The 24784-nt window shown below is 69.3% G+C and carries 21 protein-coding genes and 1 pseudogene; 11 read left to right on the top strand and 11 right to left on the bottom strand.

Annotated elements, in window-relative coordinates; translation table 11 throughout:
• Nucleotides 1–330, bottom strand: a pseudogene (locus DID98_RS36075) (highly repetitive protein); the annotation flags it as partial.
• Here DID98_RS36075 and DID98_RS18340 point away from each other — a divergent pair.
• The 4 genes from DID98_RS18340 (at nt 233) to DID98_RS18325 (ending at nt 4810) form a co-directional block, all read left to right on the top strand.
• A complete protein-coding gene (locus tag DID98_RS18340; protein WP_124571163.1) occupies nt 233–1516 on the top strand; it encodes a collagen-like triple helix repeat-containing protein in 1284 nt (427 codons plus the stop codon). The pseudogene DID98_RS36075 and the gene DID98_RS18340 sit on opposite strands and share 98 nt — an antisense overlap.
• Nucleotides 1517–1635: 119 nt before the next feature.
• Nucleotides 1636–2919: an isoprenylcysteine carboxylmethyltransferase family protein gene (locus tag DID98_RS18335; RefSeq protein WP_124571159.1), complete on the top strand. Its 1284-nt coding sequence runs from the start codon at nt 1636–1638 to the stop codon at nt 2917–2919.
• A 586-nt stretch (nt 2920–3505) separates the two neighbouring features.
• Nucleotides 3506–4183, top strand: a complete 678-nt coding sequence (locus DID98_RS18330; RefSeq protein WP_185640868.1) for a histone acetyltransferase — start codon at nt 3506–3508, stop codon at nt 4181–4183.
• Nucleotides 4184–4237: 54 nt separating this feature from the next.
• Complete coding sequence (locus DID98_RS18325) at nt 4238–4810, top strand: NADPH-dependent FMN reductase (RefSeq protein ID WP_124571157.1); 573 nt, start codon at nt 4238–4240, stop codon at nt 4808–4810.
• Nucleotides 4811–4840: 30 nt separating this feature from the next.
• Here DID98_RS18325 and DID98_RS18320 read toward each other — a convergent pair whose 3' ends face one another.
• The 4 genes from DID98_RS18320 to DID98_RS18305 are packed head-to-tail and all read right to left on the bottom strand — an operon-like array spanning nt 4841 to nt 9928.
• Complete coding sequence (locus DID98_RS18320) at nt 4841–5476, bottom strand: DUF2894 domain-containing protein (RefSeq protein WP_124520351.1); 636 nt, start codon at nt 5474–5476, stop codon at nt 4841–4843.
• Nucleotides 5473–6117 (bottom strand): OmpA family protein, encoded by a 645-nt coding sequence (locus DID98_RS18315; protein WP_124487637.1) that lies wholly within the window; start codon nt 6115–6117, stop codon nt 5473–5475. Before DID98_RS18315 ends, DID98_RS18320 begins: the two co-directional genes overlap by 4 nt.
• Nucleotides 6118–6120: 3 nt before the next feature.
• Nucleotides 6121–9168: a DUF802 domain-containing protein gene (locus tag DID98_RS18310; RefSeq protein WP_124571156.1), complete on the bottom strand. Its 3048-nt coding sequence runs from the start codon at nt 9166–9168 to the stop codon at nt 6121–6123.
• Between the two features lie 10 nt (nt 9169–9178).
• Nucleotides 9179–9928: a DUF3348 domain-containing protein gene (locus tag DID98_RS18305; protein ID WP_044845329.1), complete on the bottom strand. Its 750-nt coding sequence runs from the start codon at nt 9926–9928 to the stop codon at nt 9179–9181.
• A gap of 488 nt (nt 9929–10416) precedes the next feature.
• On the opposite strand from DID98_RS18305, the gene DID98_RS18300 reads away from it, so the two are divergent.
• Nucleotides 10417–11628 (top strand): hypothetical protein, encoded by a 1212-nt coding sequence (locus tag DID98_RS18300; protein WP_124522063.1) that lies wholly within the window; start codon nt 10417–10419, stop codon nt 11626–11628.
• A gap of 174 nt (nt 11629–11802) precedes the next feature.
• Here DID98_RS18300 and DID98_RS18295 read toward each other — a convergent pair whose 3' ends face one another.
• Nucleotides 11803–12441, bottom strand: coding sequence for a LysE family translocator (locus DID98_RS18295; RefSeq protein ID WP_044845331.1), 639 nt, complete (start codon nt 12439–12441; stop codon nt 11803–11805).
• A 178-nt stretch (nt 12442–12619) separates the two neighbouring features.
• Between DID98_RS18295 and DID98_RS18290 the strand changes: the two genes are divergently transcribed.
• The 6 genes from DID98_RS18290 to DID98_RS18265 all read left to right on the top strand — a co-directional run bounded on the left by DID98_RS18290 (nt 12620) and on the right by DID98_RS18265 (nt 19467).
• On the top strand, nt 12620–13084 hold the full coding sequence (locus DID98_RS18290) for a GNAT family N-acetyltransferase (RefSeq protein ID WP_044845332.1): 465 nt from the start codon (nt 12620–12622) through the stop codon (nt 13082–13084).
• Nucleotides 13084–13659: a hypothetical protein gene (locus DID98_RS18285; RefSeq protein ID WP_124487641.1), complete on the top strand. Its 576-nt coding sequence runs from the start codon at nt 13084–13086 to the stop codon at nt 13657–13659. The genes DID98_RS18290 and DID98_RS18285 overlap by 1 nt, the downstream gene beginning before the upstream one ends.
• A gap of 226 nt (nt 13660–13885) precedes the next feature.
• Nucleotides 13886–15262 (top strand): FAD-containing oxidoreductase, encoded by a 1377-nt coding sequence (locus DID98_RS18280; RefSeq protein ID WP_124571155.1) that lies wholly within the window; start codon nt 13886–13888, stop codon nt 15260–15262.
• A 202-nt stretch (nt 15263–15464) separates the two neighbouring features.
• Nucleotides 15465–16694, top strand: coding sequence for a cyanate transporter (locus tag DID98_RS18275; RefSeq protein WP_124571154.1), 1230 nt, complete (start codon nt 15465–15467; stop codon nt 16692–16694).
• 150 nt (nt 16695–16844) lie between these two features.
• Nucleotides 16845–17615 (top strand): ABC transporter substrate-binding protein, encoded by a 771-nt coding sequence (locus DID98_RS18270; protein ID WP_124571153.1) that lies wholly within the window; start codon nt 16845–16847, stop codon nt 17613–17615.
• A 289-nt stretch (nt 17616–17904) separates the two neighbouring features.
• On the top strand, nt 17905–19467 hold the full coding sequence (locus tag DID98_RS18265; RefSeq protein ID WP_124522055.1) for a methyl-accepting chemotaxis protein: 1563 nt from the start codon (nt 17905–17907) through the stop codon (nt 19465–19467).
• A gap of 112 nt (nt 19468–19579) precedes the next feature.
• Here the strand turns inward: DID98_RS18265 and DID98_RS18260 are convergent, their stop codons facing one another.
• From DID98_RS18260 to DID98_RS18240, 5 genes are all read right to left on the bottom strand, one after another.
• Nucleotides 19580–19963, bottom strand: coding sequence for a hypothetical protein (locus tag DID98_RS18260; RefSeq protein WP_124522053.1), 384 nt, complete (start codon nt 19961–19963; stop codon nt 19580–19582).
• A 131-nt stretch (nt 19964–20094) separates the two neighbouring features.
• A complete protein-coding gene (locus tag DID98_RS18255) occupies nt 20095–21579 on the bottom strand; it encodes an amidohydrolase family protein (RefSeq protein WP_124571152.1) in 1485 nt (494 codons plus the stop codon).
• A gap of 103 nt (nt 21580–21682) precedes the next feature.
• Nucleotides 21683–23161, bottom strand: a complete 1479-nt coding sequence (locus DID98_RS18250; protein WP_044845341.1) for a sodium:solute symporter — start codon at nt 23159–23161, stop codon at nt 21683–21685.
• Nucleotides 23158–23370 carry a DUF3311 domain-containing protein gene (locus tag DID98_RS18245; RefSeq protein WP_124528938.1) on the bottom strand — a complete coding sequence of 71 codons (213 nt, stop codon included), beginning with the start codon at nt 23368–23370 and terminating at the stop codon, nt 23158–23160. Before DID98_RS18245 ends, DID98_RS18250 begins: the two co-directional genes overlap by 4 nt.
• 39 nt (nt 23371–23409) lie before the next feature.
• A complete protein-coding gene (locus DID98_RS18240) occupies nt 23410–24525 on the bottom strand; it encodes a porin (protein WP_409333447.1) in 1116 nt (371 codons plus the stop codon).
• Between the last annotated feature and the right edge of the window lie 259 nt (nt 24526–24784).

Here is a 24784-nt window from a genome sequence, read left to right as displayed (position 1 = left end):
GGGGACCTCGGGCACGTCCGGCACGTCCGGCACGTCGGGCACTTCCGGTACTTCCGGTACTTCCGGTACTTCCGGTACTTCCGGTACTTCCGGTACTTCCGGTACTTCCGGTACTTCCGGCACTTCCGGCACTTCCGGTACTTCAGGCACTTCCGGTACTTCAGGCACCTCCGGCACCAGCGCCACCCCGCTCGGCAACGTCCTCCAGCAAACCGGCACGCTCGTCACGGCACTGGGCACGACGGTCGCGAACGGCGGGTCGCAGATCGGCGGCGTACAGGTCCCCGGCACGAACCCGACGACGGCCACCAGCATCGGCAATGCGGTCACCAGCCTCGGCAGCGGCGTGCAGTCGCTCGGCAACGGCGTCGCGGCCGGCCTTGGCTCGATCGGCGTGTCGCCGAACCCGCTCGGCCCGACGCTCACGTCGACCACCGGCCTGCTGACCGGCGCCGGCGGCGCCGTCAACAACCTCGGCAACGCGGTGACGAGCCTCGGCACCGGTCCGCTGGCGCCGCTCGCGCCGGCGACGACCCTGGTCGGCAGTCTCGTCAACACGGTCGGCACCGCGGTCAACTCCACCGCATCGGCGCTCAACACGGCGCTGAACAGCGCGCCGGTCCAGCAACTCGAGACGCAACTCGGCAGCGTGATCAACCCGATCACCAACACGCTGACCGGCGGCGTCACGACGCCTGGCGCCACGCAGACGCTCGGCAACGCGACCCTGCTCGGCGCCCCGCTCAGCGGCCTGCTGAACACGCTCGGCAGCGGCCTCGGCCTCGCCGGTACGCAGGTCGGCAGCGCGACCGGCAACCCGGTCGGCACGAGCGCCGGCAACAGCGTGTCCCAGCTCGGCAACACGGTGTCGTCGACAGGCGGCCTGCTGTCCAGCGGCAGTTCCAGCAGCGGCACCAACCCGCTCGCCCCGATCACGGGCGTGCTCGGTTCGCTGACGGGCGCCCTCGGCGGCGGCAGCAGTTCGAGCGGCTCCGGCGGCACCAGCGGGACGAGCGGGACGAGCGGCACCAGCGGCGGCCCGCTCGCGCCGATCACGGGCCTGCTCGGCACGGTGACGGGCGCCCTCGGCGGCCTCGGTTCGAGCGGTACGGGCGGCACCAGCGGTACGAGCGGTACCAGCAGCTCGGGCGCCGGCAGCCTGCTGGCACCGGTCACCGGCCTCGTCAATTCGCTGACGCCGCTTGGCGCGAGCCTCACCGGCACGGTCACGACGCCGGGCGGCAACCTGACCGGCAACCTCGGCGGTGCGCTGACGAGCGGCCCGGTCGGCACGCTGACGGGCTCGCTGACGTCGGCGGCCGGCACGCTCGGCGCAGTCGGCACGGCCAGCCCGGGCGGCGCGGCCGGCGCGGTGACGACGCCGTCCGGCAGCGGCACCGTCACGGCCGGCCTGACCGGCAGTTCGAACGGCGGCACCGCGGCTGGCGCGACCAACCTGCTGGCACCGGTGACGAACCTGCTCGGCGGCCTGCTCGGCACCGCCCCGAAGAAGTAACGCGTCACGTATCAGAACCACAGGCCAATGGCCGGGCACATACCAATCCAAAGCCCGGCCGATGGCCGGCGCCACCCGCCAAGCGGGGCGCCGGCCGTCATCCCGACGAGGATCCGATCATGAATTCCACGCTCGACGGCATCGCCGCGGTCCAGGACCGCCCGCCCCGTTCCGCCACGCCGTTCCGCGCCGGCCTGCTCGGCATCGCGGCCGGTCTCTTCGCGCTGTGGATCACGCGCGACCAGCCGAGCCTCGACGCGGCCACGCGCGCGGTCGTCGCCAGCCTCGCGATCATCGGCACGATCGCGCTGCACGAAATCTTCATCTCGCGCGTCTACCTGCGCCCGAGCGCGGGACTGTCGCGCCAGGCCGTGCGCCCGCTCGGGCTCGCCCGCGTCGCGACGCGGCTCGGCGCGCTGACGTCGATCTACGCCGGCATCGCCGCGATCTACTGGCTGCTGCCCGAATATCACGGCGCGTTCTACCTGCCGTTCTGGTCGCTGCTGCGCTCGCTCGCGCCGTACGTGATCGTCGCCGCGCCGTTCTACTTCGCGTGGATGGATCGCCACCAGCGCGAGACCGACGACGCGTACCTGCTGTGGGGCCGCTACCTGTTCCGCCGCGAGCAGCCCGCGAGCTGGCAGCCCGTGCGCGAGATGCTCGCCGGCTGGGGCGTGAAGGCGTTCTTCCTGCCGCTGATGACGGTCTACCTGTCGAAGGACGCCGATCACCTGAGCGCATCGCTTGCGCACGCAGTGAACGCGCCGATGACGATCGCGACCTTCGTGTTCCTGTACGACCTGTCGTTCACGATGGACCTGATGTTCGGCACCGTCGGCTACCTGTGCACGTTCCGCATCCTCGACAGCCACGTGCGCACCGTCGAGCCGACCACGCTCGGCTGGGTCGCCGCGCTGATGTGCTACCAGCCGTTCTGGTCGCTGATCTCGAACAACTACATCCGCTACGAAGGCTCGCTGTTCTGGGACAACTGGCTGCTGTCCGCGCCGACGCTGCGCGTGATCTGGGGCGCGGCGATCATCCTGCTGCTGATGACCTATGCGCTGTCGACGATCTCGTTCGGGCTGCGTTTCTCGAACCTCACGAACCGCGGGATCATCACGTCGGGCCCGTATCGTTTCACGAAGCATCCGGCGTACATCACGAAGAACCTGTCGTACTGGATGGTGTCGGTGCCGTTCGTCGAGCCGCTCGGCTGGCAGGTCGGGCTGATGCACTGCGCGGGGCTCGTCGCGGTCAATCTGATCTACTACACGCGGGCGAAGACGGAGGAACGTCATTTGATGCGTGATCCTGACTATCGCGCGTATGCGGAATGGATCGCGCAGCATGGGTTGTTCGCGCGGATCAGGCAGGCGTTCGGGGTGCGGAAGGCGGGGTGAGGTGGCAACACTAGGAGATCGCCGCAACAACCGGGTGAAGAAGGTCGTTGCGGCTCGGCGATCCGTGGACGGGCCCGCTCCCATGGTCCGATCCTGGTGAAATCCGTTTGCCATGAAGCGGATGTGATTTCGAGACAAACGCCGGCACGCGACATCGACACGCCCGCCCCTTGCGACCGATTGTCGCGAAACACCCTCGATTCCCCGCGTTTCGTCGCTTTTCTCCCGCCGTCCGGTTGCCCGCCCCGTGCCCGTCGCGTATGGTGCTGACCGTCCGCGCGCCTGCCGCCCGGACCTTCGACCGTCGTCCCGCACGACGGCCGCGCGGGCCGTGCCCGCCATCACCGTCTCCGCGGCACCGCCGTTCGGCGCCGCGCGTTCATGAGGAGAGAGGCGTGATCCACAAAGTCCTGATCCTGTTCGCACTCTGCATCGCGGGCCTCGCCGCGATCGCCGCCGGTTTCCAGCACATCCCCAGCTGATTCGCGGCCCCGGCTCGCACGTCGAGCCCGGGGGCCGCTGCCATTTCCTTTCCCATTTGCGATGAACCCCTTTCTCGATGCGCCCGGGACGGGCGCCTTTTGCCATGCGTATCGACGTACAGCATTCCCAGCACGACATCGACGATGAACTCGACATGCTCCATGCGCGTCTGAACCAGCCGGGCCATCGCCTGCACGGCCTGCCGGCCGTCGCGCTCGGCGACTCGGGCCTGATCGTCCGCCACCGCGAGGCCGACGGCGAATATTTCCTTTACGTCGAGGATCCGTCGGCGCGGCAGCTCGCCGGCTACACGATCTTCAACCGGCTTCCCGAACTGCCGCGCCGCGCGGACCGCTACCTGCGCGCGCCGCATACGCGGCTGCGCGGGTCCGCGCAACGCAAGGGGCTTGCGACGACGCTGTATCGATGGGGACTCGACGCGGGTCTCTGCCTGATCAGCGGCGCACGCCAATCGGTCGGCGCGGCGCAGCTGTGGACCGCGCTCGCGCACGACTACCGGCACGGCTTCGTCGACGTCGAAGGCCGCGCGCTGCGCTATCTCGGCGAAACCGTCGCGGACGACGTGTACGGTGCGCTGCATACGCGCCGCCTGTTGCTCGGCAACGGATGGTCACTGGGTGACCTGGCACGGGCAACCGGGATGCGCGACACGGTTGCCACCCGGGGTCGGGACACGCAGTTGCCGCGGGACGGACGCGAATCGCATCACCTGCGCCGCGCCGCCGACGCGCGGCACGTCGCTCACGCGCCGATGCGATAATCCGGCGGATCCGCGCGCCGTCGCCGCGCAAGACACCGCCCCCTACGCTCCTTGATGGCTACCGAACCCCGAACCGATTCCGAGCGCCGCATCGACATCGTCGCGCTGTGCGGCAGCCTGCGTGCACAGTCGTACAACGCGGCGCTGCTGGACGCAGCCGCCCGCGTTGCGCCGCGCGGGATGCGCATCACGCGTTTCGATCGTCTCGGCGAGTTTCCGCTGTTCAACCCCGATATCGAATCTCCGTCGCCGGCCGCGGTGCGCGACCTGGTCGAGCGGATGAACGCTGCGGACGGCGTTCTGATCGCGAGCCCGGAATACGCGCACGGCGTGACGGGCGTGATGAAGAACGCGCTGGACTGGATCGTGGGATGCGAGGCCGTCGTGTACAAGCCGGTCGCGGTATTGAACGCGTCGCCGCGCGCGACGCATGCGGACGCGGCGCTGCGGGAAACGCTGTCGGTGATGTCGGCGTGCATCGTCGAGCGCGCGTCGATCACGCTGCCGATCCTCGGCAGCCGGCTCGACGCGGCGGGCATCGCCGCGCATCCGCCGTTCGCGTCGGCGCTGACCGACGCGTTGCACGCGCTGCGCGCGGCGATCGACGAGCAGGCGACCGCTCGCTAGACAGCGATCGGCGCGACGCAATCGCGTGCGTTATCGCACCTTGGTGCGCGTGGTCTTCTTCGCCGGTTTCAGCGTCTTCGCGGCTTTCGCGCGCGGCGCCTCCTTCTCCGGCTGCGCGCCGCCGCCGGCCAGATCCTCGAGCCACGCCAGCGCATCGATGTACGACAGGAACTGCTGCAGGTATTCCGGCGACAGCTCGCGCATCGTCGCGAGCGACCGGTGCACGAGGCTGTTCGAATTGAGCGGTCCCGCGTTGCGCGGCACTTGGTCGAGCGACTGGCGGTACTGCTGTTCGGTGCGGACCTTCGACCACATCGCGCGGAAGTAGTCGATCAGCGCGGGATCGATCCCGCGCCGGTCAGCCTCTGCATCGCGCGCGAGGCGCTCGACGAGCCCGCCGATCGCACCACGCACAGGCGCCTGCGCGTTCGCTTGCGCCGCCGAGCTGGCGGCTGCCGCTTCACCGGCTCGCGCGACGATCTGCGCAAACCCTTCCAGCAGCATCGCGAGCCGCGCATCGAGCAACGCGCGCGCATCGCCGTCGAGCGCGGCCGCGCGCTTCTCGAGCGCGTCGAGCCGATGGAAGCGCACCGGATCGAGCCGGTCGGCGCCCTGCTCGCGCCACGCGTCGAGCGTCGCGCGCACGTGCGTCGCGTCGTCCGTCACTTCGCCTTCCCTCCGCTCGACGCGGTCTTGCGCGGCACCGGCGCGATCTCCACGCGACGGTTCTTCGCGCGGCCTTCATCGTCCGCATTCGAGCTGACCGGCTGCTCGGAGCCGAACGCGGCCGCGAACACCGACTTCGCCGGCACGCCGGCGTCGATCAGCGCACGCGTGACCGTCAGCGCGCGCTTGGCCGACAGCTCCCAGTTGTCCGCAAACTGGCGGTTGCCGGCACGCACCTGCTGGTCGTCGGCGAAGCCGCTGATCATCAGGATCTCGTCGCGCGTCGTCAGGTAGGCGGCCAGCGGCGCAGCCAGCGTCTTCAACAGATCGCGGCCCTCGGGCTGCAACTGGTCGGAGTTCAGCGCGAACAGCACGTTGCCGCTGATGCCGATGCGGCCGTTCACGAGTGTCACGCGGCCGGCCGCGAGCGGCCCGGCCAGCGCCTCCTCGAGCGACTTGCGCTGCTGCGCTTCCTGCTGGCGCGCGCGCACGGCTTCCTCGAGCTTCGACGTGAGCTGCAACTGCATGCCGATCACGCCGACGAGGACCAGCACGAACGCGCCGAGCAGCACCGACATCAGGTCGGCGAACGCGGGCCACACCGGCGCGGAAGGCGCGCCGTCGTCGATTTCGTCGTGCATGCGTTACGCTCCGACCGATGCCCGCCGACCGGCGATCTGCTGCAGGTCCTCGACGATCTGCTTCTGCGACATCATGCTCAGGTCGATCACCTCGCGCGCCTGCGCGACGTAGTACTCGAGCTGCTCGTCGCTGCGCGCGAGCGATTTCTCGAGCGCGGCCTCGATGCGCTGCAGGTGGTTCAGCAGCTTGTCGTTCGACTCGCCGAACACCTGCACGGCCGCGCCGAACGCATCGCCGAGGCTCGCGACCTCGACCGCACCGGCCGTGACCTGTGCGGCGACCGAATCGAGCTTGCGCGTTTCGGCATCGACGGTGTCGTTGAAGCGCGCGCCGACACGCTCGAGCAGGTCGGCCGACGTGCTGACGAGCGCGTCGATCGCGGTGCGCTGTTCGGTCGACGCGTGATTGACCGCGCCGAGCAGCGTCTCGAGCGTCGCGAGCAGGCGGCTGCGCTCCTCGAGCATCGCGGTGTCGCGCACCATGCTGTCGGACAGGCGCTGGCGCAATTCGGCGACGACGTCGGCCGCGGCCTTCGGCGCTTCCGATGCGGCCTGCACGAGGCGCGAGATCTCGTTGATCGTGTCGCTTGCATGCACCTGCGCCTGCGCGGTGATGTCGTTCGCGGTGCGGGTCAGCGTGTCGCAGATGTCCTGCTGGCGCGTCGCGGCCTGCGCGCTCGTCTGCGCCCATTCGTCGCGCAGCGCGGCGGCCATCGCGGCGAGCGAGTCGTTCCATGCGGACAGGCGTTCTTCGTCGCGCGCGGCCAGTTGCGTTTGCAGGCCGGCATGCGAATCGCGGATCGTCGACAGCAGGTCGTTCGAGCGTTGTTCGAACGTGGAAGCTTGTGCGGTCAGATCGCGCGTCGTTTGTGCGAGTGCGTCGCAGATTTCCTGCTGACGGCCCGCGCTGTGTACGCCCGCGCGCTGCCACTCTTCGCCGAGCTTTGCAGCCATCGCGGCCAGCGAATCGTTCCATGCCGACAGGCGTTCTTCGTCGCGTGCGGCCAGTTGCGTTTGCAGCCCCGTGTGCGAATCGCGGATCGTCGACAACAGGTCGTTCGAACGTTGCTCGAACGTCGCTGCTTGTGCGGTCAGATCGCGCGTGGTTTGTGCGAGTGCGTCGCAGATTTCCTGCTGACGGCCCGCGCTGTGCACGCCCGCGCGCTGCCACTCGTCGCCGAGCTTCGTCGCCATCGCGGCGAGCGAGTCGTTCCATGCGGACAGGCGCTCCTCATCGCGCGCGGCCAGTTGCGTTTGCAGCCCCGTGTGCGAATCGCGAATCGTCGACAGCAGATCGTTCGAACGTTGTTCGAACGTAGACGCCTGTGCCGCGAGATCGCGCGTCGTCTGTGCGAGCGCATCGCAGATTTCCTGCTGACGGCCCGCGCTGTGCACGCCCGCGCGCTGCCATTCGTCGCCGAGCTTCGTCGCCATCGCGGCGAGCGAGTCGTTCCATGCGGACAGACGTTCCTCGTCGCGTGCCGCGAGTTGCGTCTGCAAGCCCGTATGCGACTCGCGGATCGTCGACAGCAGGTCGCTCGAACGTTGTTCGAACGTAGACGCCTGTGCCGCGAGATCGCGCGTCGTTTGCGCCAGCGCATCGCAGATTTCCTGCTGGCGGCCCGCGCTTTGCGCGCCCGCGCGCTGCCATTCGTCGCCGAGCTTCGCGGCCATCGCCGTGAGCGACGCATTCCACGCCGCCAGGCGTTCCTCGTCGCGCGCGGCCAGTTGCGTCTGCAGCCCCGCATGCGACTCGCGCATCGCGGCGAGCGCCGCGCCCGAATGCCGCTCGAAGGTCGCGGCGGCTTCGCCGAGCGCCTGCGCATGCTGGCCGGCCAGCGTCGCGCCGACCTGCTCCTGGCGCGCGAGCGCATCGCGCCACGCGTCGGACAGCCGGCTTTCGGTCGATTCGAGGCGCGTCGCGACGCCGTCGAGCAGGTCCGTCGACCGCTGCGCGAAGGTGTCGGTGAACTGGCCGAGCGTCGTCTGCAATTGCTGCGCGACGGCGTCGCCCGCGCGGCGCTGCTCGTCGAGCGCGCGGTTCCAGACGGCCGTCACGTTCCCGGTGGTCTTCTCGAAACCGTCGGTCAGCCCGTCGAGCTGACGCTGCACGGCGCCCGTCACGGTGTCGCGCAACGCGGCCATCTCCTGCGCGAGCCCCGTCATCGTCGCCGCGACGACCGGCTGCAGCGCAGCACCGGCCACCCGTGCGCTTTCGGCGGCGCTTTCCTTCAGCGCATCGCCGACGTTCGACGCCAGGCCCGCATACGCGCGCTCGGTCCGATCGAAGAACGCCTGCTGGCTTTCGATCTGGCGATCGTGCAGCGCGACGCTGCGCGCCTCGAGCGTCGTCATCATCGTCTGCAGCCGGTCGACCAGGGCCGGCATCACGTCGGCCTGGCGCTGCAGCAGCCGGAAGGATTCGTCGCGCTGGTGTGCGGACGAATGCACGCGCAGCGTCGTCGCGATCTTCGCGTCGAGTTGCTGGCCCGCGTCGAGCCGTTCGCGGCGCACGAGCGCGGACAGGAGGCCAAGCATCGCCGACGTCGCGACGCCCGCGATCGACGTGCCGAACGCGAAGCCGAGGCCCTTCACCGGCGCGATCAGCGACGCGCGGATCGCGTCGAGGTCGGTCGCGCTTTCGAGCGCGGCGCCCGTGCCCTTCAGCGTGACGACCATCCCGAGCAGCGTGCCGAGCATGCCGAGCAGCACGAGCAGGCCGACGAGATACGGCGTCAGCGACGGGCCCGGCAGCGCGACGCGCGCGCCTTCGACGCGCGCCCGCACGGCGCCGCGCAGGCCCGCGGGCAGCGTGTCGAGCCAGGTGTCGAGCTGCGCCGGCGGTTCGGTCAGCCCGGCCACCGCGCGCGACAACGTGGCGGTCGCCTGCCGGTAGCGCCGCAGCTCCCACGCACCGGCGACGTAGCACGCGCCGATCAGCAGCGTGACGGCCGTCGCGAGCGGGTTCGACGCGACATAGCCGACGCCGATCCAGCACACTGCGAGCAGGCCGGCGATGAAGACAACGAGATCAAGACGAATTCTGGACATAGCGTAGGGATTAGCAGGTACGAAGGGCCGCGAGCAGCCCGTCTACCGTTTGAAACCGGACTTCGAGTTCGGCGAGCAGGATGCTTTGCATCTCGTTGCGGAACGTGTCGAGCCACGTGCCGGGCACGATCGCCGCGGCGGGCGGTGCGTCGCCGTCGGGATCGGCAGCGGCCGCCGCTTGCGCGTCGGCCAGCGCCTGCCGTTCCGCGTCGCGCAGCCGCTCGAAGCGCGTGCCGAGCAGCGCGGGCACGGCGGACAGCAGGCTGCGCTCGCGCGCGCCGAGCACGCGCTCCATGATCGCGTCGAGCGCCGCGAGCCGCGCCATCCCGGACGCGCGCGCGGCCAGCGCGACCCGCAGGCGGCCGCGCAACTGGCCGATCGCCGTTTCCATTTCCTGCTGCAGGGACAGACAGCTCTGGCGGAAATCCGCGAAGTCCGCCGTGTCGGCGGGCGGCGGCGGCATTTCGCCGGGGCGCCGCCGCGTACGCGGACGGTGGGCGGCCGTGATCGCCTGCGCGAGGTCGTGACGCACGCGCGCGCAGTCGCGCTCGGCGTCGTAACCGCGCACGCCGGCCGCGACGCCGGGCGGGCTCGCATTCAGCGCGGACGACAGCGTGATCGCGTCGGTCCAGCCGAGCCACTGGCTCAGGCGGTCCGACAGCGTCTGCCGGGATTCCGCGACGTCGGCATCGGTCAGGCGCGCGAGCAGCCGGACGAGCGTCGGGCCGCTCAGTGCCGGGCGCGGGGGTGCTTGCACCATGCTGCAAACCGTCAAAAAAGGCAGCAGTTTACACGTCGTCGGGAGGTCGGCCGCCAGAATCGGGGAAGCGGCCCGGCACGGCACGCCGCGCAACCGGCGCGAACGCCCGCCGTACAAGGCTCGCGGGGCGGTCGTCGGGGTTTTCGCCAGCGCCGGCGCGGGTCAGGCGACGAGTCGGGCCGCGTTCCAGAGCCGGCGCGGGCGGGCGCGGGCCGGTTCGGGGTTCGGGCTCTCACCTGTGCATCAACAAACATTCACCCACACGCGTTTCCATCACGGACGTGCGGTACCATCGCGACACCCGCCACGCGAATCGCGTCCGACGCGGGCCCGCGCCGCCATGCAGCCGGCGCGCGGGCCGCCACCGGCCGCATTCCGGGTATCCGGCCGATATCGGCGGGTCGCAGCGCGCGCCCCCAAGGGAGACGGGTGGCGCCGCCCATGACAACGAGAGATCAATAACAGACGGGCCCGCCCGACCGCATACGATGATTTCCGACTTCGTCGCGCGCCTGCGCGAGCGCTTCAGCAAACCGCCCAGCCGGCAGGACTTCGCCGAACGCCTGATCGCCGCGCTGCGCGCGACCGGCGACACGCGCGAGTGGCTTCACGAGCACGACAAGGGCCGACTCGTGCAAGCCGATGCCCCGTCGAACATCATCAACCTCCACAACCTGTTCCGCGATTACGCGGACGCGAAGCCCACCGAGCGCGAAGCGACGCTGCTGCGCCAGGCGAACGCGATGATGCAGCACGAGATTCCGGCGAACTTCGCCGACGTGCGCGCGCGGCTGCGCCCCGTGATCCGCAGCGCGACCGAGCGCGGCACGGTCGCGCTGCAGCTCGCCGGACAGCCCGAAGCGTCGGAGGTGGCGTTCCGGCCACTGTGCGAGAACCTCGAGATCGGCATCGCGTACGACGGCGAATTCAGCGTCGCGCGGCTGACGAGCGCGCGGCTCGCCGAATGGGGCGTCAGCTTCGACGCCGCCTGCGACATCGCGATCGACAACCTGCGCGGCGCGTCGTCGGCACCGTGGGTCGCGTTGCGCGACGGCGTGTTCCTGTCGCAGTTCGGCGACTACTACGACGCGTCGCGGCTGCTGCTGACCGACCTGCTGCATCGCCAGCCGATCTCCGGCGCGCCGGTCGTGATGGCGCCGAACCGGGCCGTGCTGCTGCTCACCGGCGACCGCAACACGGCCGGTCTCGCGACGATGGTCGAACTTGCCGAACACGCGCGCGCGCAGCCGCGTCCGCTGCCGCCGCTGATGCTGCGCTGGGACGGCGCCGCGTGGCGGAACTTCATCCCGGCAGGACTGGAGGCGAAGCTGCACGCGCTGCGCGTGGACGAACTCGCCGGCGACTACCAGGATCAGCGCACGCAGCTGGACGACCTGCACAAGCGGGACGGCACCGACATCTTCGTGGCGACCTACACCGTGTATCGACGGCAGAACGGCGAACTGTTCAGTGTCAGCGTGTGGAGCGACGGCGTGCCGACGCTGCTGCCCGAGACGGACATCGTCGTGCTGTACCGGGAAGCGACGCGGCAGTCGGCGCACGTGCCGATGGCCGCGCTGCGGGACGCGTGCGGCGACCTGATGACGGCCACCGCGCACCGGCCGGTGCGGTATGAAGTGAAGGCGTTTCCGGACGAGGCGCGGTTCGCGGCGCTGCTGGAGCGGTTTCCGGCAGTGTGACGCGCGCTCGCGCGGGCGGATTGGGCGGATGGGCTGATGGACAGACGGACGGGGCGGATGGACCCAAAAGAATCGCCCGGCTCGGACCGTCCCGCCATCGGCCGGAATGACCGGCCGCGCCGGCATGCCCGTCGGGAATGAAACGACGGTGCGCGCGAGCGGCACCGCCTGCCGTCAGATCCCCGCTTTCGGCGCGTTCAGGATCAGCCGCAGGCCGAGCAGCGTGATCGCGCCGGCCGCGACGCGGTCGACCCACTTCTTCGCGCGCAGGTAGAGTTCGCGCGGCCGGCGGGTCGAAAAGCACAGCGCAACGATCGTGTACCAGCCGAATTCGACGCCGAACACGAGCGGCGGCAGCGCCAGGTAGCACCACAGCGGCGGATGCTGCGGCAACAGCGCCGCGAAGATGCTGCCGTACCAGATCGCCGTCTTCGGATTGCTCAGCTGGGTCGTGAGGCCGGTCCAGAACGACTTGCGCGCGCTGCCGGCGACGACGGCCTGCGGGTCGTCCATCGCGATCGGCCGGTCGGCGCCGCGCCAGATCTTCGACGCCATGTAGATCAGGTATGCGCCGCCGGCCACCTTGAGCCCGACGTACAGCCATTCGACCGCCTGCAGCAGCGTATAGAGCCCGGCCAGCGCGACGCCGCCGAACGCGATCCCGCCGACACCCATGCCGAGCGCGGTCGCGAGCCCGTCGCGGCGCGACAGCCCGATCGAATTGCGGGCGACCAGCACGAAACTCGGTCCCGGAATCATTGCGCCAAGCCACAGCGCGGCCAGAATGGCGAGTACGGCAGCCGATGCAGTCATCGAAGTCTCCTTGGTCGACGGCGCCGACATGCCGGCGCCTGCGTGTCGCGTCGAGAATCGAGTCGCATTGCATCGATCGCCGACGCTGAAGCCGACGATTCTGGCACGCTTCGCCGCCCGCCGAAAGCGCCCGCGCGCTGCTATGCTGGCTGCCGTTCCCGCCCTCGCGCCCCGCCCCATGATCGAGATCCGCGCCGCCCGCTATCCCGACGATGCCGCCGTCGTCGAAGCGATCTTCCGCGAATACATCGCAAGCCCCACCGTCAGCCTCGCGTTCCAGGACTACGAGCCGGAGCTCGCCGCACTGCCGGGCAAATACGCGGCCCCGCGCGGGCAACTGCTGCTCGCATGGCACGGCGAGCGCGCGGTCGGCTGCGCGGCGTTTCGGGAAATCGACGCGACGACGTGCGAGATGAAGCGCGTGTACGTGCGCCCAGACGCGCGCGGGCTGAACGTCGGCCGCCAGCTCGTCGAACGGCTGCTGCGCGACGCGAAGGCGGCCGGCTATGCGCGGATGTGCCTCGACGTGCTGCCCGAGTTCGTCGCCGCACGGCAACTGTATGGTTCGCTCGGCTTCACGCCCGCGCCGCCGGTCGCGTTCAATCCGGTGCCAGGCACCGAGTTCCTCGGGCGGGATCTGTGATGATCGCCACCGCACGCTGCGCCCTGGTTGCGCTGCTCGCCGCACTGTCGTCCGGCGCACGCGCCGGCGACCTGCCGCCGTCGGTCGCGACGCAACTGCCGTCCGGCTACCGGCCGCTCGTTGTACAGGAAGGGCCGGACCTCGGCAACGGACGGCGCAGCTTGCTCGTCGTCGTGCATCGCGAAGCCGATACGCGCGCGCAGCCGTCGCCGCGCCCGCTGCTGATCTTCGAGGAGCAGCCCGATCGCGCGTACCGGCTCGCCGCGCGCAACGACCACGTCGTCCTGCGCGCGAACGAAGGCGGCCAGTGCGATCCGTTCGATCCCGAAGACGCCGCCGACAGCGGCCTCGCGGTGAAAGGCCGCTATTTCACCGTGCAGAACTTCGTCGCCTGCGGGCAACACTGGAGCGACTTCGTGACGTTCCGCTACGACCCGCGCACCCGCGGCTGGCTGTTCTCCAGCGAGATCTATACCGAATCGTTTCCGCTCGACGAGCAGCCCGACCAAGTCACCGTCACGCGCGCCGATGCGCACCGGCCGGTATCGTTCGGCCAATGGCGGCGCAAGGATTGAACTCTCGTGCAGGGCAAGCCTGCACGGGCGCGGGGCCGCACCGCTGCCGGGCGTGAGGCCGCCCGTCGGCCATCCCGAACCGGGTTGCGTCGCCCGCATCCGTACGACTCGCCTCCCCCCGCCAACCGGTCTACCATAGGCGCTCGTCGCCGTTCGGGCGCGCGCCGGCGCGGCATGCGGCTTGCGCGTGGTCCCTTCCCACGTTGAACCAGCGCAGGAGGACGTCATGACGCAACACTTCGATGCGATCGTCATCGGCACGGGCCAGGCCGGGCCGCCGCTCGCCGCACGGCTCGCCGGCGCCGGCATGAAAGTCGCGATCGTCGAACGCGGCCGCTTCGGCGGCACCTGCGTGAACACCGGCTGCATCCCGACCAAGACGCTGATCGCAAGCGCGTATGCCGCGCAACTCGCGCGGCGCGCGCAGGAGTACGGCGTGTCGGTCGGGCCCGTCAGCGTCGACATGAAGGCCGTGAAGGCGCGCAAGGACCGGATCTCCGGCCACTCGAACCACAACGTCGAGCAATGGGTGCGCGGGCTCGACCACACGACGGTGTTTCAGGGTCATGCCCGATTCGAGCGGCCCGATGCGGTGCGCGTGGGCGACGACGTGCTCGAGGCCGAACGCATCTTCATCAACGTCGGCGGACGCGCGCAGATCCCGCCGATGCCGGGCCTCGACTCGGTGCCCTATCTGACCAACTCGACGATGATGGACGTCGACTTCCTGCCGGAGCATCTCGTGATCATCGGCGGCAGCTACGTCGGGCTCGAATTCGGCCAGATGTATCGCCGCTTCGGCTCGAAGGTCACGATCGTCGAGAAAGGCGCGCGCCTGATCCATCGCGAAGACGAGGACGTGTCGCAGGCCGTGCGCGAGATTCTCGAGAACGAAGGCATCGACGTGCAGCTCGACGCGAACTGCCTGAGCGCACGGCGCGACGGCGACGGCGTCGCGGTCGGCCTCGACTGCACCGGCGGCCGCCGCGAGGTCGCGGGCTCGCACCTGCTGCTCGCGGTCGGCCGCGTGCCGAACACCGACGATCTCGGGCTCGAGCGGGCCGCCGTCGCGACCGACGCGCGCGGCTACATCACGGTCGACGACCAGCTGCGCACCAGCGTGCCCGGCATCTGGGCGCTCGGCGACTGCAACGGGCGCGGCGCGTTCACGCATACCGCGTACAACGACTACGAGATCGTCGCGGCCAACCTGCTCGACAACGATCCGCGCAAGGTGTCGGACCGCATCAACGCGTACGCGATGTACATCGATCCGCCGCTCGCCCGCATCGGCATGACGCTCGCGGAAGCAAAGCAGACCGGCCGCCGGCTGCTGGTCGGCACGCGGCCGATGACGCGCGTCGGCCGCGCGGTGGAAAAAGGCGAGAGCCTGGGTTACATGAAGGTGATCGTCGACGCGGACAGCCATGCGATTCTCGGCGCGTCGATCCTCGGCGTGACCGGCGACGAGGTCGTGCACGGCATGCTCGACGTGGTGGCCGCCGGCGCGCCGTACACGACGATCAGCCGCACGATGCACATCCACCCGACCGTGTCGGAGCTCGTGCCGACCTTGCTGCAGGATCTGCATCCGGTCGAATGAAGGATCGCGGAAACGGGCGTGCATCCTGCGCGCCCGTCATGCACGCGCGCTGCACATTGCCCATCCGGCCCCGTCACGCGGCGCCGTGCCATCGCAAACCGCACTGATTGCCAGTCGAATATTTAATTTTCACCTGGACGAGCGCGCCTTTACCCTTTCGGCATCGCATCACAGGGCCACCGGCCCCCTCTGGAGCATTCCGATGACCGACCCCGGCACCGCGCAAGCCGTTTCCCGCCCGCACGCGGCTTCCGTGTCCTATGGCGCGCTCGCGCTGCTGGTGCTGGCCGGGCTCAACCTGCGTCCGTTCCTGACCGCGTTCGGCCCCGTGCTCGACCTCGTGCGTGCCGACACGGGCCTCGGTTTCCGCGCGGCGGCGCTGCTGACCACGCTGCCGTTCGTGCTGATGGGTGTCGTCGCCGGCCTCGGCGTCGGGCTCGCGCGGCGCGTCGGCGAGCAGCGCGCGCTGCTCGCCGCGCTGGCGTTGATCGCCGCGGGTTGTACCGCGCGCCTGTGGAGCGACGGCAGCACCGGACTGGCCGTCACGGCAATCGTCGCGGGTGCGGGCGTCGCCGTGGTGCAGTCGCTCGCGCCGGGCCTCGCCAAGCGCTGGTTCGTCGACCGGCTGCCGCTCGCGATGGGCCTCTATTCGGCCGCGCTGGTCGGCGGCGGTGCGTTCGGCGCGGTCGCGAGTCCGTGGCTCGCCGCGCGCGGCGGCTGGCATCTGTCGCTCGCCGTGTGGGCCGTGCCCGCGCTCGTCACGCTCGCGCTGTGGCGCGCGAAGGCGCCGCGCGACGCGCTGCATGCGGCAGCGGCATCGGCGCCCGTCGCCGCGTTCGTACGCATTCCGCGCGCATGGCAACTCGCGCTGTTCTTCGGCCTCAGCAACAGCGGCTATGCGAGCCTCGTCGCGTGGCTGCCCGCGTTTTATCGCAGCGTCGGCATGAACCCGCAGGCGAGCGGCAACCTGCTCGCGTGGATGGCGCTGTTCCAGGCGGCCGGCGCGCTCGCGATGCCGATGTTCGCGAAACGTTCGCACGATCGCCGCCCGGTGCTGTGGCTCACGCTCGCGCTGCAGACGGCCGGCTTCGCCGGCTTCGCGACGATGCCCGCGCTCGCGCCGTGGATGTGGGTCGCGAGCGTCGGCATCGGGCTCGGCGGCTTCTTCTCGATGAGCCTGATCGTCACGCTCGATCACCTGCCCGATGCGCGGCTCGCGGGTGCGCTCGCCGCGTTCGTGCAAGGCGTCGGCTTCCTGACCGTCGCCGCGAGCCCGTGGTTGATCGGCTGGCTGCGCGACGCCGGCGGCGGCTTCGCGATCGCGTGGTGGATGCATCTCGGCGTGATCGCGTCGATGGCCGCGCTGAACGCCACGTTCTCGCCCGCCGGTTACCGGCGCAGCATGGCGCGCGTCACCGGCGCCGCGCGCTGACACCGCAGCACCGGATTCCCTGATCCGGACGATCGCCGGCCGCTTGCGGCGCTCGTCCAGCCGCCCGCGCATGGCCGGGCGCGGGCCGTCACGCCCATCGGCCACCATTCGCTTCACCCCAGAACGACATCAATCGGTAAGGAGACAATCATGAAAAAGCTCGTCATCGCCGTCGCGCTCGCGCTGACGGCCGGCGCCGCCGCCGCGAAAGACCCGGCCGTCCTGCGCCTCGGCGTCGATCCCAGCTACGCGCCGTTCGAATCGCTCGCACCCGACGGCACGCTCGTCGGCTTCGACATCGACCTCGGCAACGCGATCTGCGAACGCATGAAGGTGCGCTGCGTGTGGGTCGAGAACGCCTTCGACGGGATGATCCCGGCGCTGAAGGCGCGCAAGTTCGACGGCGTGCTGTCGTCGATGAGCGTGACCGAGAAGCGCCTCGCGCAGATCGCGTTCACCGACAAGATCAACAACGTGCCGCCGCGCCTCGTCGCGCGACGCGGCGCGAACCTGCAGCCGACGGCCGAGTCGCTGGCCGGCAAGAGCGTCGGCGTCGAACAGGGGTCGACGCAGGAGACCTATGCGCGCACGTACTGGGAACCGAAGGGCGTGATCGTGCGCACGTACCAGACGCAGGACCTCGTCTATCAGGATTTGATTGCCGGTCGTCTCGACGCGTCGCTGCAGTCGTCGGTACAGGCCGATCTCGGCTTCCTGAAGACCGCGAAGGGCGCGAACTTCGCGTTCGCGGGGCCGCCGCTGCATGATCCGAAGACGCTCGGCGTCGGTTCCGCGATCGGCGTGCGCAAGGACGACGACGCGCTGCGCACGCAGATCAACCAGGCGCTCGCCAGCCTGATCCAGGACGGCACGTATCAGCGGATCGCGAAGAAGTATTTCTCGTTCGATATCTACAACTGACGGACTCGGCCGGGGCCACGGACGATTCGCGTGCATCCCGAGCGGCGCATGCGACGTGGCCTCGATGATCGGCGCGGCGCGCTTCACGCGCGCGCATCCACCCTCCGTCGCCCGCTGTCGCAATCATCCAGATTCGCGTCGCGTGCAGATAAAACCTCCTCGCCCGGCCCGCCGTTAACCCGTTCGCAGTCCCGGCGCCCCGCCTTGCAACGCGGCGCCCGTCGTCGTTCGTGATCCGGAATCCACATCCGCCGTCGGCCGCCCGTCGGGCCGCCGGCAAGGGAACGTCATGCGAAAACTCACCATCCGCGGCGGCCTCGTCGCGACCGTCGCCGGCTATACGGCGCTGCTCGTCCTGGTCGTCGGCGCGTGCATCGCCGCGCTCTACGCCGGCAACGGCTCGCTCGAAGCAATGTACCGCGACGACACCGCGTCGCTGCTGCACCTGAAAACCAGCTCGGAGCGCATGCTCGTGCTGCGCGAACGCGTCAGCGACGTCGCGCAGATCATCAGCGCCGGCCAGCCCGCGAAGGCGGAAATCGCGCAGCTCCACACGCTCCTCAAGCAGAGCGACGACGAACTGGACGCGTACTCGCGGTTGCATGCGCGCGACGCCGACGAGCAGGCCTTGTTCGATACGCTGCAGCAGCGCCGTCGCACCTTGCTCGATCGGGCTTTCCTGAAAGCGATGTCGCAACTCGACCACGACAACGCCTTCGACTTCCTCGACACGCACCGCACCGCGCCGCCGGCACTCTTCACCGCCTACCAGGAAGCGATCGATGCGCTCGAATCGTTCCAGGTCGCGCGCCAGAAGGCGCGCTACGACGCGGCCGGCGAACGCTTCCACCGGATCGTGTGGGCCATGGCGGCGGTCGCCGCCTTCGCGCTGGTCGTCGGCTTCCTGGCGCAGCGCGTGCTCGCGAAGGCGATCATCGCGCCGATCCATCTCGCCGTCGCGCATTTCGACAGGATCTCGAAAGGCGACCTGACCGGCGCGGTCGTCATTCCGGGCGAAAACGAAATGGCGTATCTGTTGAATGCGTTGAAGCGCATGCAGGACGGCCTCGTCGAAACCGTGAGCCAGGTGCGCGCGAGCACCGAGACGATCGTCGGCGACGTGCGCACGATCGCGAGCGGCAACGTCGACCTGTCCGCGCGCACCGAGCAGCAGTCCGTCTCGCTGCAGCAAGCCGCGGCGAGCGTGGAGCAACTGACGGCAACCGTGCGCCAGAACGCGGACAACGCACGCGATGCGCGCACTTACGCCGAGGGTGCGGCCGGCATCGCGGCAAAGGGCGGAGACGCGATGCAGCGCGTCGTCGAGACGATGTCGGCGATCTCGCACAGCTCCGCGCGGATTTCCGGCATCGTCGGCGTGATCGAAAGCATCGCATTCCAGACCAACATCCTCGCGTTGAACGCCGCCGTCGAAGCGGCGCGCGCGGGCGAACAGGGGCGCGGCTTCGCCGTCGTCGCGACCGAAGTACGGGGGCTCGCGCAGCGCTGCGCATCGGCGGCGAAGGAGATTCGCGAACTCATCGGCAATTCCGCGCAGCGCGTCGAAGACGGCAGCGGTCTCGTCGCGCTCGCCGGTTCGGCGATGACCGAGCTCGTCGTCGCGGTCGAGCGCGTGAACGCGATCATGGGCGAAACGAGCATCGCCTTCGACGAGCAGTCCGCCGGCATCGAGCAGGTGAATGCCGCGGTCATCCAGATGGAGCAGACGATGCAGCGCAATGCCGCGCTGGTCGAGGAAGCGGCCGCCGCGGCGTTGTCGCTCGAGGATCAGGGCGCGCGGCTCAGCGATGCCGTCGCGCAATTCCGTCTGCGAGAAGCGGCGGCGGCGTGATGTAACGACCCGGCCCGTGGCGGGCTGGCCGGCCCGTCACGACACCCGGGCCGCAGCCCGGTGTCGTGACGGGAAACAGGTGGATCGCCGGTGTGCGGTGTGCCGTGTGTGACTAGACCGCCCGCTCCAGCAGGTCGGTTGCGAACGACTTCGCATGCTCGACAGCCTCCTGCGCATCGGGGAATACACCGAGCTGCTCCCAGTGCTCTTCGGCCGCGTAGGTTCCCCTCACCGCCAGCGCCCGCTGAACGCGCAATTGCGCCGCGTATTTGCCGTCGTCCAGTGGCCGGGCCGTCGCGACGACCTTGTGCGGCGGGCTCGCTCGCTCCGGCTGAACCAGCTCGACGGAGCCACCGGCCGTGCCGATCGCCATCAACTCGTTCCTGGCCTTGCAGTCCGGGCAGTAGAAGCACCATCCCGCATCATCCTGGCGAGACTTGACCTGCCCGCGCGCCAGCACGGCACGACATTCAACGTTTTCGCAGATGAACGGCATAGCTGTCTCCGAAGTTGTTTGAGAGAAATCCTAGCATGTCCGTCGGCGGCGAAACCAGAAAAAAAGCCGGCCCCGAAAGGACCGGCCTCGCCGACATCGCACCGCGCAAATGCCTGCCCGCGCGGCCTCGCTCAGTAGTGACTGCGCCCCCACAGCGTCTTCGGTTCGTCGAGCAGGCGACGCAACCCGCTGCGCTCGATCATCGTCTCCGCGACCTCCATCACGCGCTCGAGAATCGCGTTCTCGTCGACCGACAGCACGCGCCGATCCTCCATCAGCACGCGGCCGCCGACCATCGTCATGCACACGTCGGCCGCGTTCGCGAAACACGTGACGCGATACACCGGCATGTTCATCGGCATCATGTGCGGGCGAAACAGGTCGACGAGGATGAGGTCGGCGAGCTTGCCGGCTTCGAGCGAGCCGATCTCGTGATCGAGCGACAGCGCCTTCGCCGCGTCGATCGTCACCATCTCCAGCACCTTCCCGTGCGGCAGCACGTCGGGGTCGCGGAAATGGCGGCGATGGTAGTGCATGCACTGCCACATGTGACGGAACATGTCGTAGCCGCGATCGGGCGCCGCGCCGTCCGACGCGATCGCGACCGTCACGCCCGCATCGATCAGCTCGGGCACCGGGCAGCGGCCGATGATCGACATGATCGCGCTCGGGTTGTGGACGATCGCGGTGCCGGTTTCCACGCACGCGGCGATATCGGCGTCGGTCAGGTCGATGCTGTGCGACATGAACGACGTCGGGCCGAGCAGCCCGAGCTCGCGATGCGCGAACGCGAGCGTGCCGGCGCGGTGCCCGTCCTGCGTGAACGTCAGGCCGCGCTCGCGCGCAAGCGCGCCGTAGCGTGCGGCCTGGTCGCGGAAATCCCGCTCGTACTGCGCGAGTTCCGGGTCGTGCTCGGGCCCGTACACCGGCAGCGTGATCGCGATCCTGATTCGACCGTCGGCGTCGCCGTGGCATTCGTCGACGATGCGTTCGCACACGTCGTACATCGTATCGAAATCGATGTCGCGCGTCTCGCCGCCGTCCGGCGCGTGGCGCGTGTATGCACGCGGCGCGGGCGGGCGCGACGGGCCGACGGCGACGATCGAGCGCGTGCCGGTGCGCACCACGGCATCGCAATGACGCCGCGCGTAGACGGGATCGTCGACGCGCATGATCGAGTTGCCGCCGCCGAGCAGCGACACGCCCGTCGTCACGCCGGCCTTCAGCCGTTCGAGCGCCGCGAGATGCGATTCGGTTTCCCAGAACGCCTCGTCCGACGCGCGCGTATAGATCGTCTCGGCCGCGGCCGACCACGCATCGCCGTCCGCGCCGCCGATCGTGCGCAGCATCGCGTGGCCCGCGTGCGCATGCGCATCGATCAGGCCCGGCAGCACGGCCTTGCGGCGTGCGTCGATCGTGCGCGCGGCACGGAAGCGCGCCTGCAATTCGGCGGTGTCGCCGACGGCGACGATGCGGTCGCCCCTCACGGCAACCGCGCCGTTCTCGATCACGCGCCGCTGCGGGTCCATCGTGATCACGCAGCCATTCGCGATCAGGGTGTCGATCGCTTCGCGCCGGTCGTCGGCCTGGTCGTCGGCCTTGTCCTCGGTCGTCATCGTTTCGGTGTCCTGTTGTAGTTAGAAGGGGCCGGGCGCCGTCGCACGGAAAAACCGCCGGGCAGTCGCCCGGCGGTTCGGCGGCGGCACGCCGATCGGGTCGTCACGCGGAGCGGGCCGGCGCAGCCACGCGCGCCTTCAGCTTGCGCTGTGCCGCGCTGATCGCGATGAACACCACCGCGTTCACCGCGAGTGCGACGAGCCCGGGGTTGATCGACGTCAGCGTGCTGGATGCGCCGGGGAACAGCGACGCGAGCGTCACGCCGTAGTAGTTCGTCAGCGCGATCACGATCGCACCGGCGACGATCCCCGCGAACGCGCCTTCCCGCGTGCCGAACGGCCGCTTCAGGAAGCTCGACGCGAGCATCGGCACGAGCTGCGTGAGCAGGCTCGACGAGAAGATCGCGAGCGTGACGAAGGTGGCGCCGCCGCGCAGCACGAAGTAGACGACCACCAGCGTGAAGATCGGCAGCGCGATCCGCGCGACGCGCGTCACCTCGCGGTCGGTCGCGTTCGGCGCGAAGCCTTCGCGGTAGATGTTGCGCGCGATCGTCGTCGAGGCGTTCAGCATGATCAGCGAGCCCGGCACCAGCGCGGTCAGCAGGCCCGTGCCGCCGACGATGCCGACGAACCACGCGGGGAACGTCTGCTTCACGAGACGCAGCAGCGCGAGATCGGTCTGCGCGCCTTCGAGCCCGTGCACCGTCATCACGGCCGCGAAGCCGACGAGGAACAGGAACGCGATCAGCACCTGGTACAGCGGCATCAGGATCACGTTGCGGCGCAGCGCGCGTTCGTCCTTCGCGACGTAGATCGCGGTGAAGCCGTGCGGGTACAGGTAATAGCCGAGCGACGTGAGCAGGATCGTCGAGTTGTACCAGCTCAGGTTGAAGCCGTGCTCGGGCATGCGCAGCAGTTCGGGATGCGCGGCGTCGATCTTCGCGAACATCTCGCCGAGGCCGCCGTAGTAGTGCATCGGCAGGTACAGGCCGAGGAAGATCGCGATCGCGAGGATCAACACGTCCTTGAAGATCGCGATGCTCGCCGAGCCGTGGATGCCTGACACGACCATGTACACGGCCATCAGCGTCGCGGCGATCCAGATCGCGGCCGCTTGCGGAATCAGCCCGTACGACATCTCGGACACGATCACGCCGAGGCCGCGCAGCTGGATCATCAGCAGCGACACCATCGCGAACACGGCCACGACCGACACCAGCACGCCGATTGCGCGGCTGTCGTACTTCGACGCGAAGTAGTCGGCGAACGACACGAGCCCGCGCGCCTTCGCGTAGCGCCACACCGCGGGCAGCATCCAGTAGCCGATCACGAACGCGAGGCAGCCGTACGACAGGATGTAGAACGCGGGCACGCCCTTGCTGTAGGTCCAGCCGCTCGCGCCGAGGAACGAGAACGTCGAGAACGCCTCGCCGGCCATCAGCAGGAACGTGAGCAGCGAACCGAAGCCGCGGCCGCCGACCGCCCACTGCTCGAGCGTGAGCTTGCGGCCGCGCCGCGCCATCACGCCGATCGCGAGCGCGAACACGGCGAACGCCGCGATGATGATGATCGAGGCGTTCATCGCGCGTCTCCCGTGCGGCCGTCGCGGGCCGCGTCGCGCTCGTCGAGGTGGAACAGGATCGCGAGGATCGCGGCGGTCGCCGCCATCCAGATCAGGTTCCACACGAGCAGGAACGGCAGGCCGAACAGCAGCGGCCGCACCTCGGCGATCGAGCCGCCGGTGTACATCCCGACGAACGGCAGCGCCGCCAGCAACAGTCTGAATTTCATCTATGTCTCCTCCGGAAGACGCGCGAACGCGTCAGCGCATCAGAACTTCTGGCGGATGCCGACCACCACCGCCACCTGCGACGTCGTCGACGACGGCCCGTCGGTCCCGTCGATCCACGCGTGGCCCACGCCCGACGACGCCTTCTGGTAGAAGCCGTTCACGTACACGTCGGTGCGCTTCGACAGCAGGTACTGCAGGCCGGCCGACACCTGCTGGTAGTGACCGTCGTCGGCGCCGCGCGCGACCTTCGTATAGGTGTAGCCGGCCGCGGCCATCAGCGCGGGCGTGATCAGGTAGCGCACGCTGCCTTCGTAGTTGTTGAAGCGCAGCGCGCCGCCCGTCGCCTGGCCGAAGTTCGAGCCCGTGTACAGCAGCCCGAGCGTCGCCGCGCCGATCGTGTAATTGCCGCCCGCGCCCCAGATCTGCTGGCGCACCGCGCTCGACAGACCGGCGCCGAACACCGACGCCGAGCCCGGGTAGTAGTTGTCGGACGCAACGGCGCCCGTCGCGCTGGCCGCCGGATGGTTCACGCGCGCATAGGCGGCGCCTGCATTGAGCGGCCCGTGCGTATAGGTGACGCCGGCGCTCCATGAGTTGTCGTTCGAGAAGCCCGTCGAGTTCGAGAACCCGTACATCAGGTTCGCCTGCAGGCCCGCGATCGTCGGCGACACGTACTTGACCGCGTTGTTGGTGCGGAAACTATTGTTGATGTCGTCGTTGTCGAACGGGTGCGTCGAGTACTGCGCGAGGAAGCTGCTCATCTGCAGCGAGCCGAGGATGTCCTGCGTCGAGTTGTACTGGCGGCCGAGCGTCACCGCGCCCCAGTTCGCGCCGCTCAGGCCGACCCACGCGGAGCGGCCGAACATCCGGCCGCCCTGCCCGAGCGCGCCGTTCGCGACGTTGAAGCCGTTCTCGAGCCGGAAGTTCGCCTTCAGGCCGCCGCCGAGATCCTCGCTGCCGATCAAGCCCCAGCGCGGGCCCGATTCGTTGCCGCCCGTGAACTGCCACAGCGCATGGCCCTTCGAATTGTTCGTGTAGGTCACGCCGGCGTCGACGATCCCGTACAGCGTCACCGTCGACTGCGCGTGCGCGGCGCCGGCGAAACTCATCGCCATGGCCGCGCTCATGCACGCGACGCCCGTCTTCCTGCCCATCGTTCGCACCATCTCCGTCATCTCCTCTCCAAACCGTCTTGTCGATGTTGTGTTTTGTTGATGCTGGCCATACGCGCCGGTCGGCTTGTATAGACAGTGGCTGGATGGTATCCAGCCGCAGTCGCATCAAGAAATGAAATGTTCAACTGGGCGGCAGTTGAAAATCGAATGGAGACGGATGAAGGGGAAACGGGCGGCGAATGCACGCGCCTGCAAGCCGATAGAAAGCATGGAAGCCCGCCGGACGCGACGCATTCTG

Source organism: Burkholderia sp. Bp8984 (assembly GCF_003853755.1).
In the GTDB taxonomy this organism is placed as follows: domain Bacteria; phylum Pseudomonadota; class Gammaproteobacteria; order Burkholderiales; family Burkholderiaceae; genus Burkholderia.
The sequence above is the reverse complement of the archived record's forward strand: the minus strand, read 5'-3'. Positions and strand labels throughout refer to the sequence as shown.

Bases quoted from the DNA above. Each gene is read 5' to 3' on its own strand.
- DID98_RS18335 (WP_124571159.1), top strand. From the start codon at position 1,636: ATGAATTCCACGCTCGACGGCATCGCCGCGGTCCAGGACCGCCCGCCC.
- DID98_RS18330 (WP_185640868.1), top strand. From the start codon at position 3,506: ATGCGTATCGACGTACAGCATTCCCAGCACGACATCGACGATGAACTC.
- DID98_RS18325 (WP_124571157.1), top strand. From the start codon at position 4,238: ATGGCTACCGAACCCCGAACCGATTCCGAGCGCCGCATCGACATCGTC.
- DID98_RS18315 (WP_124487637.1), bottom strand. From the start codon at position 6,117: ATGCACGACGAAATCGACGACGGCGCGCCTTCCGCGCCGGTGTGGCCC.
- DID98_RS18310 (WP_124571156.1), bottom strand. From the start codon at position 9,168: ATGTCCAGAATTCGTCTTGATCTCGTTGTCTTCATCGCCGGCCTGCTC.
- DID98_RS18305 (WP_044845329.1), bottom strand. From the start codon at position 9,928: ATGGTGCAAGCACCCCCGCGCCCGGCACTGAGCGGCCCGACGCTCGTC.
- DID98_RS18300 (WP_124522063.1), top strand. From the start codon at position 10,417: ATGATTTCCGACTTCGTCGCGCGCCTGCGCGAGCGCTTCAGCAAACCG.
- DID98_RS18295 (WP_044845331.1), bottom strand. From the start codon at position 12,441: ATGACTGCATCGGCTGCCGTACTCGCCATTCTGGCCGCGCTGTGGCTT.
- DID98_RS18290 (WP_044845332.1), top strand. From the start codon at position 12,620: ATGATCGAGATCCGCGCCGCCCGCTATCCCGACGATGCCGCCGTCGTC.
- DID98_RS18285 (WP_124487641.1), top strand. From the start codon at position 13,084: ATGATCGCCACCGCACGCTGCGCCCTGGTTGCGCTGCTCGCCGCACTG.
- DID98_RS18280 (WP_124571155.1), top strand. From the start codon at position 13,886: ATGACGCAACACTTCGATGCGATCGTCATCGGCACGGGCCAGGCCGGG.
- DID98_RS18275 (WP_124571154.1), top strand. From the start codon at position 15,465: ATGACCGACCCCGGCACCGCGCAAGCCGTTTCCCGCCCGCACGCGGCT.
- DID98_RS18270 (WP_124571153.1), top strand. From the start codon at position 16,845: ATGAAAAAGCTCGTCATCGCCGTCGCGCTCGCGCTGACGGCCGGCGCC.
- DID98_RS18265 (WP_124522055.1), top strand. From the start codon at position 17,905: ATGCGAAAACTCACCATCCGCGGCGGCCTCGTCGCGACCGTCGCCGGC.
- DID98_RS18260 (WP_124522053.1), bottom strand. From the start codon at position 19,963: ATGCCGTTCATCTGCGAAAACGTTGAATGTCGTGCCGTGCTGGCGCGC.
- DID98_RS18255 (WP_124571152.1), bottom strand. From the start codon at position 21,579: ATGACGACCGAGGACAAGGCCGACGACCAGGCCGACGACCGGCGCGAA.
- DID98_RS18250 (WP_044845341.1), bottom strand. From the start codon at position 23,161: ATGAACGCCTCGATCATCATCATCGCGGCGTTCGCCGTGTTCGCGCTC.
- DID98_RS18245 (WP_124528938.1), bottom strand. From the start codon at position 23,370: ATGAAATTCAGACTGTTGCTGGCGGCGCTGCCGTTCGTCGGGATGTAC.
- DID98_RS18240 (WP_409333447.1), bottom strand. From the start codon at position 24,525: ATGGGCAGGAAGACGGGCGTCGCGTGCATGAGCGCGGCCATGGCGATG.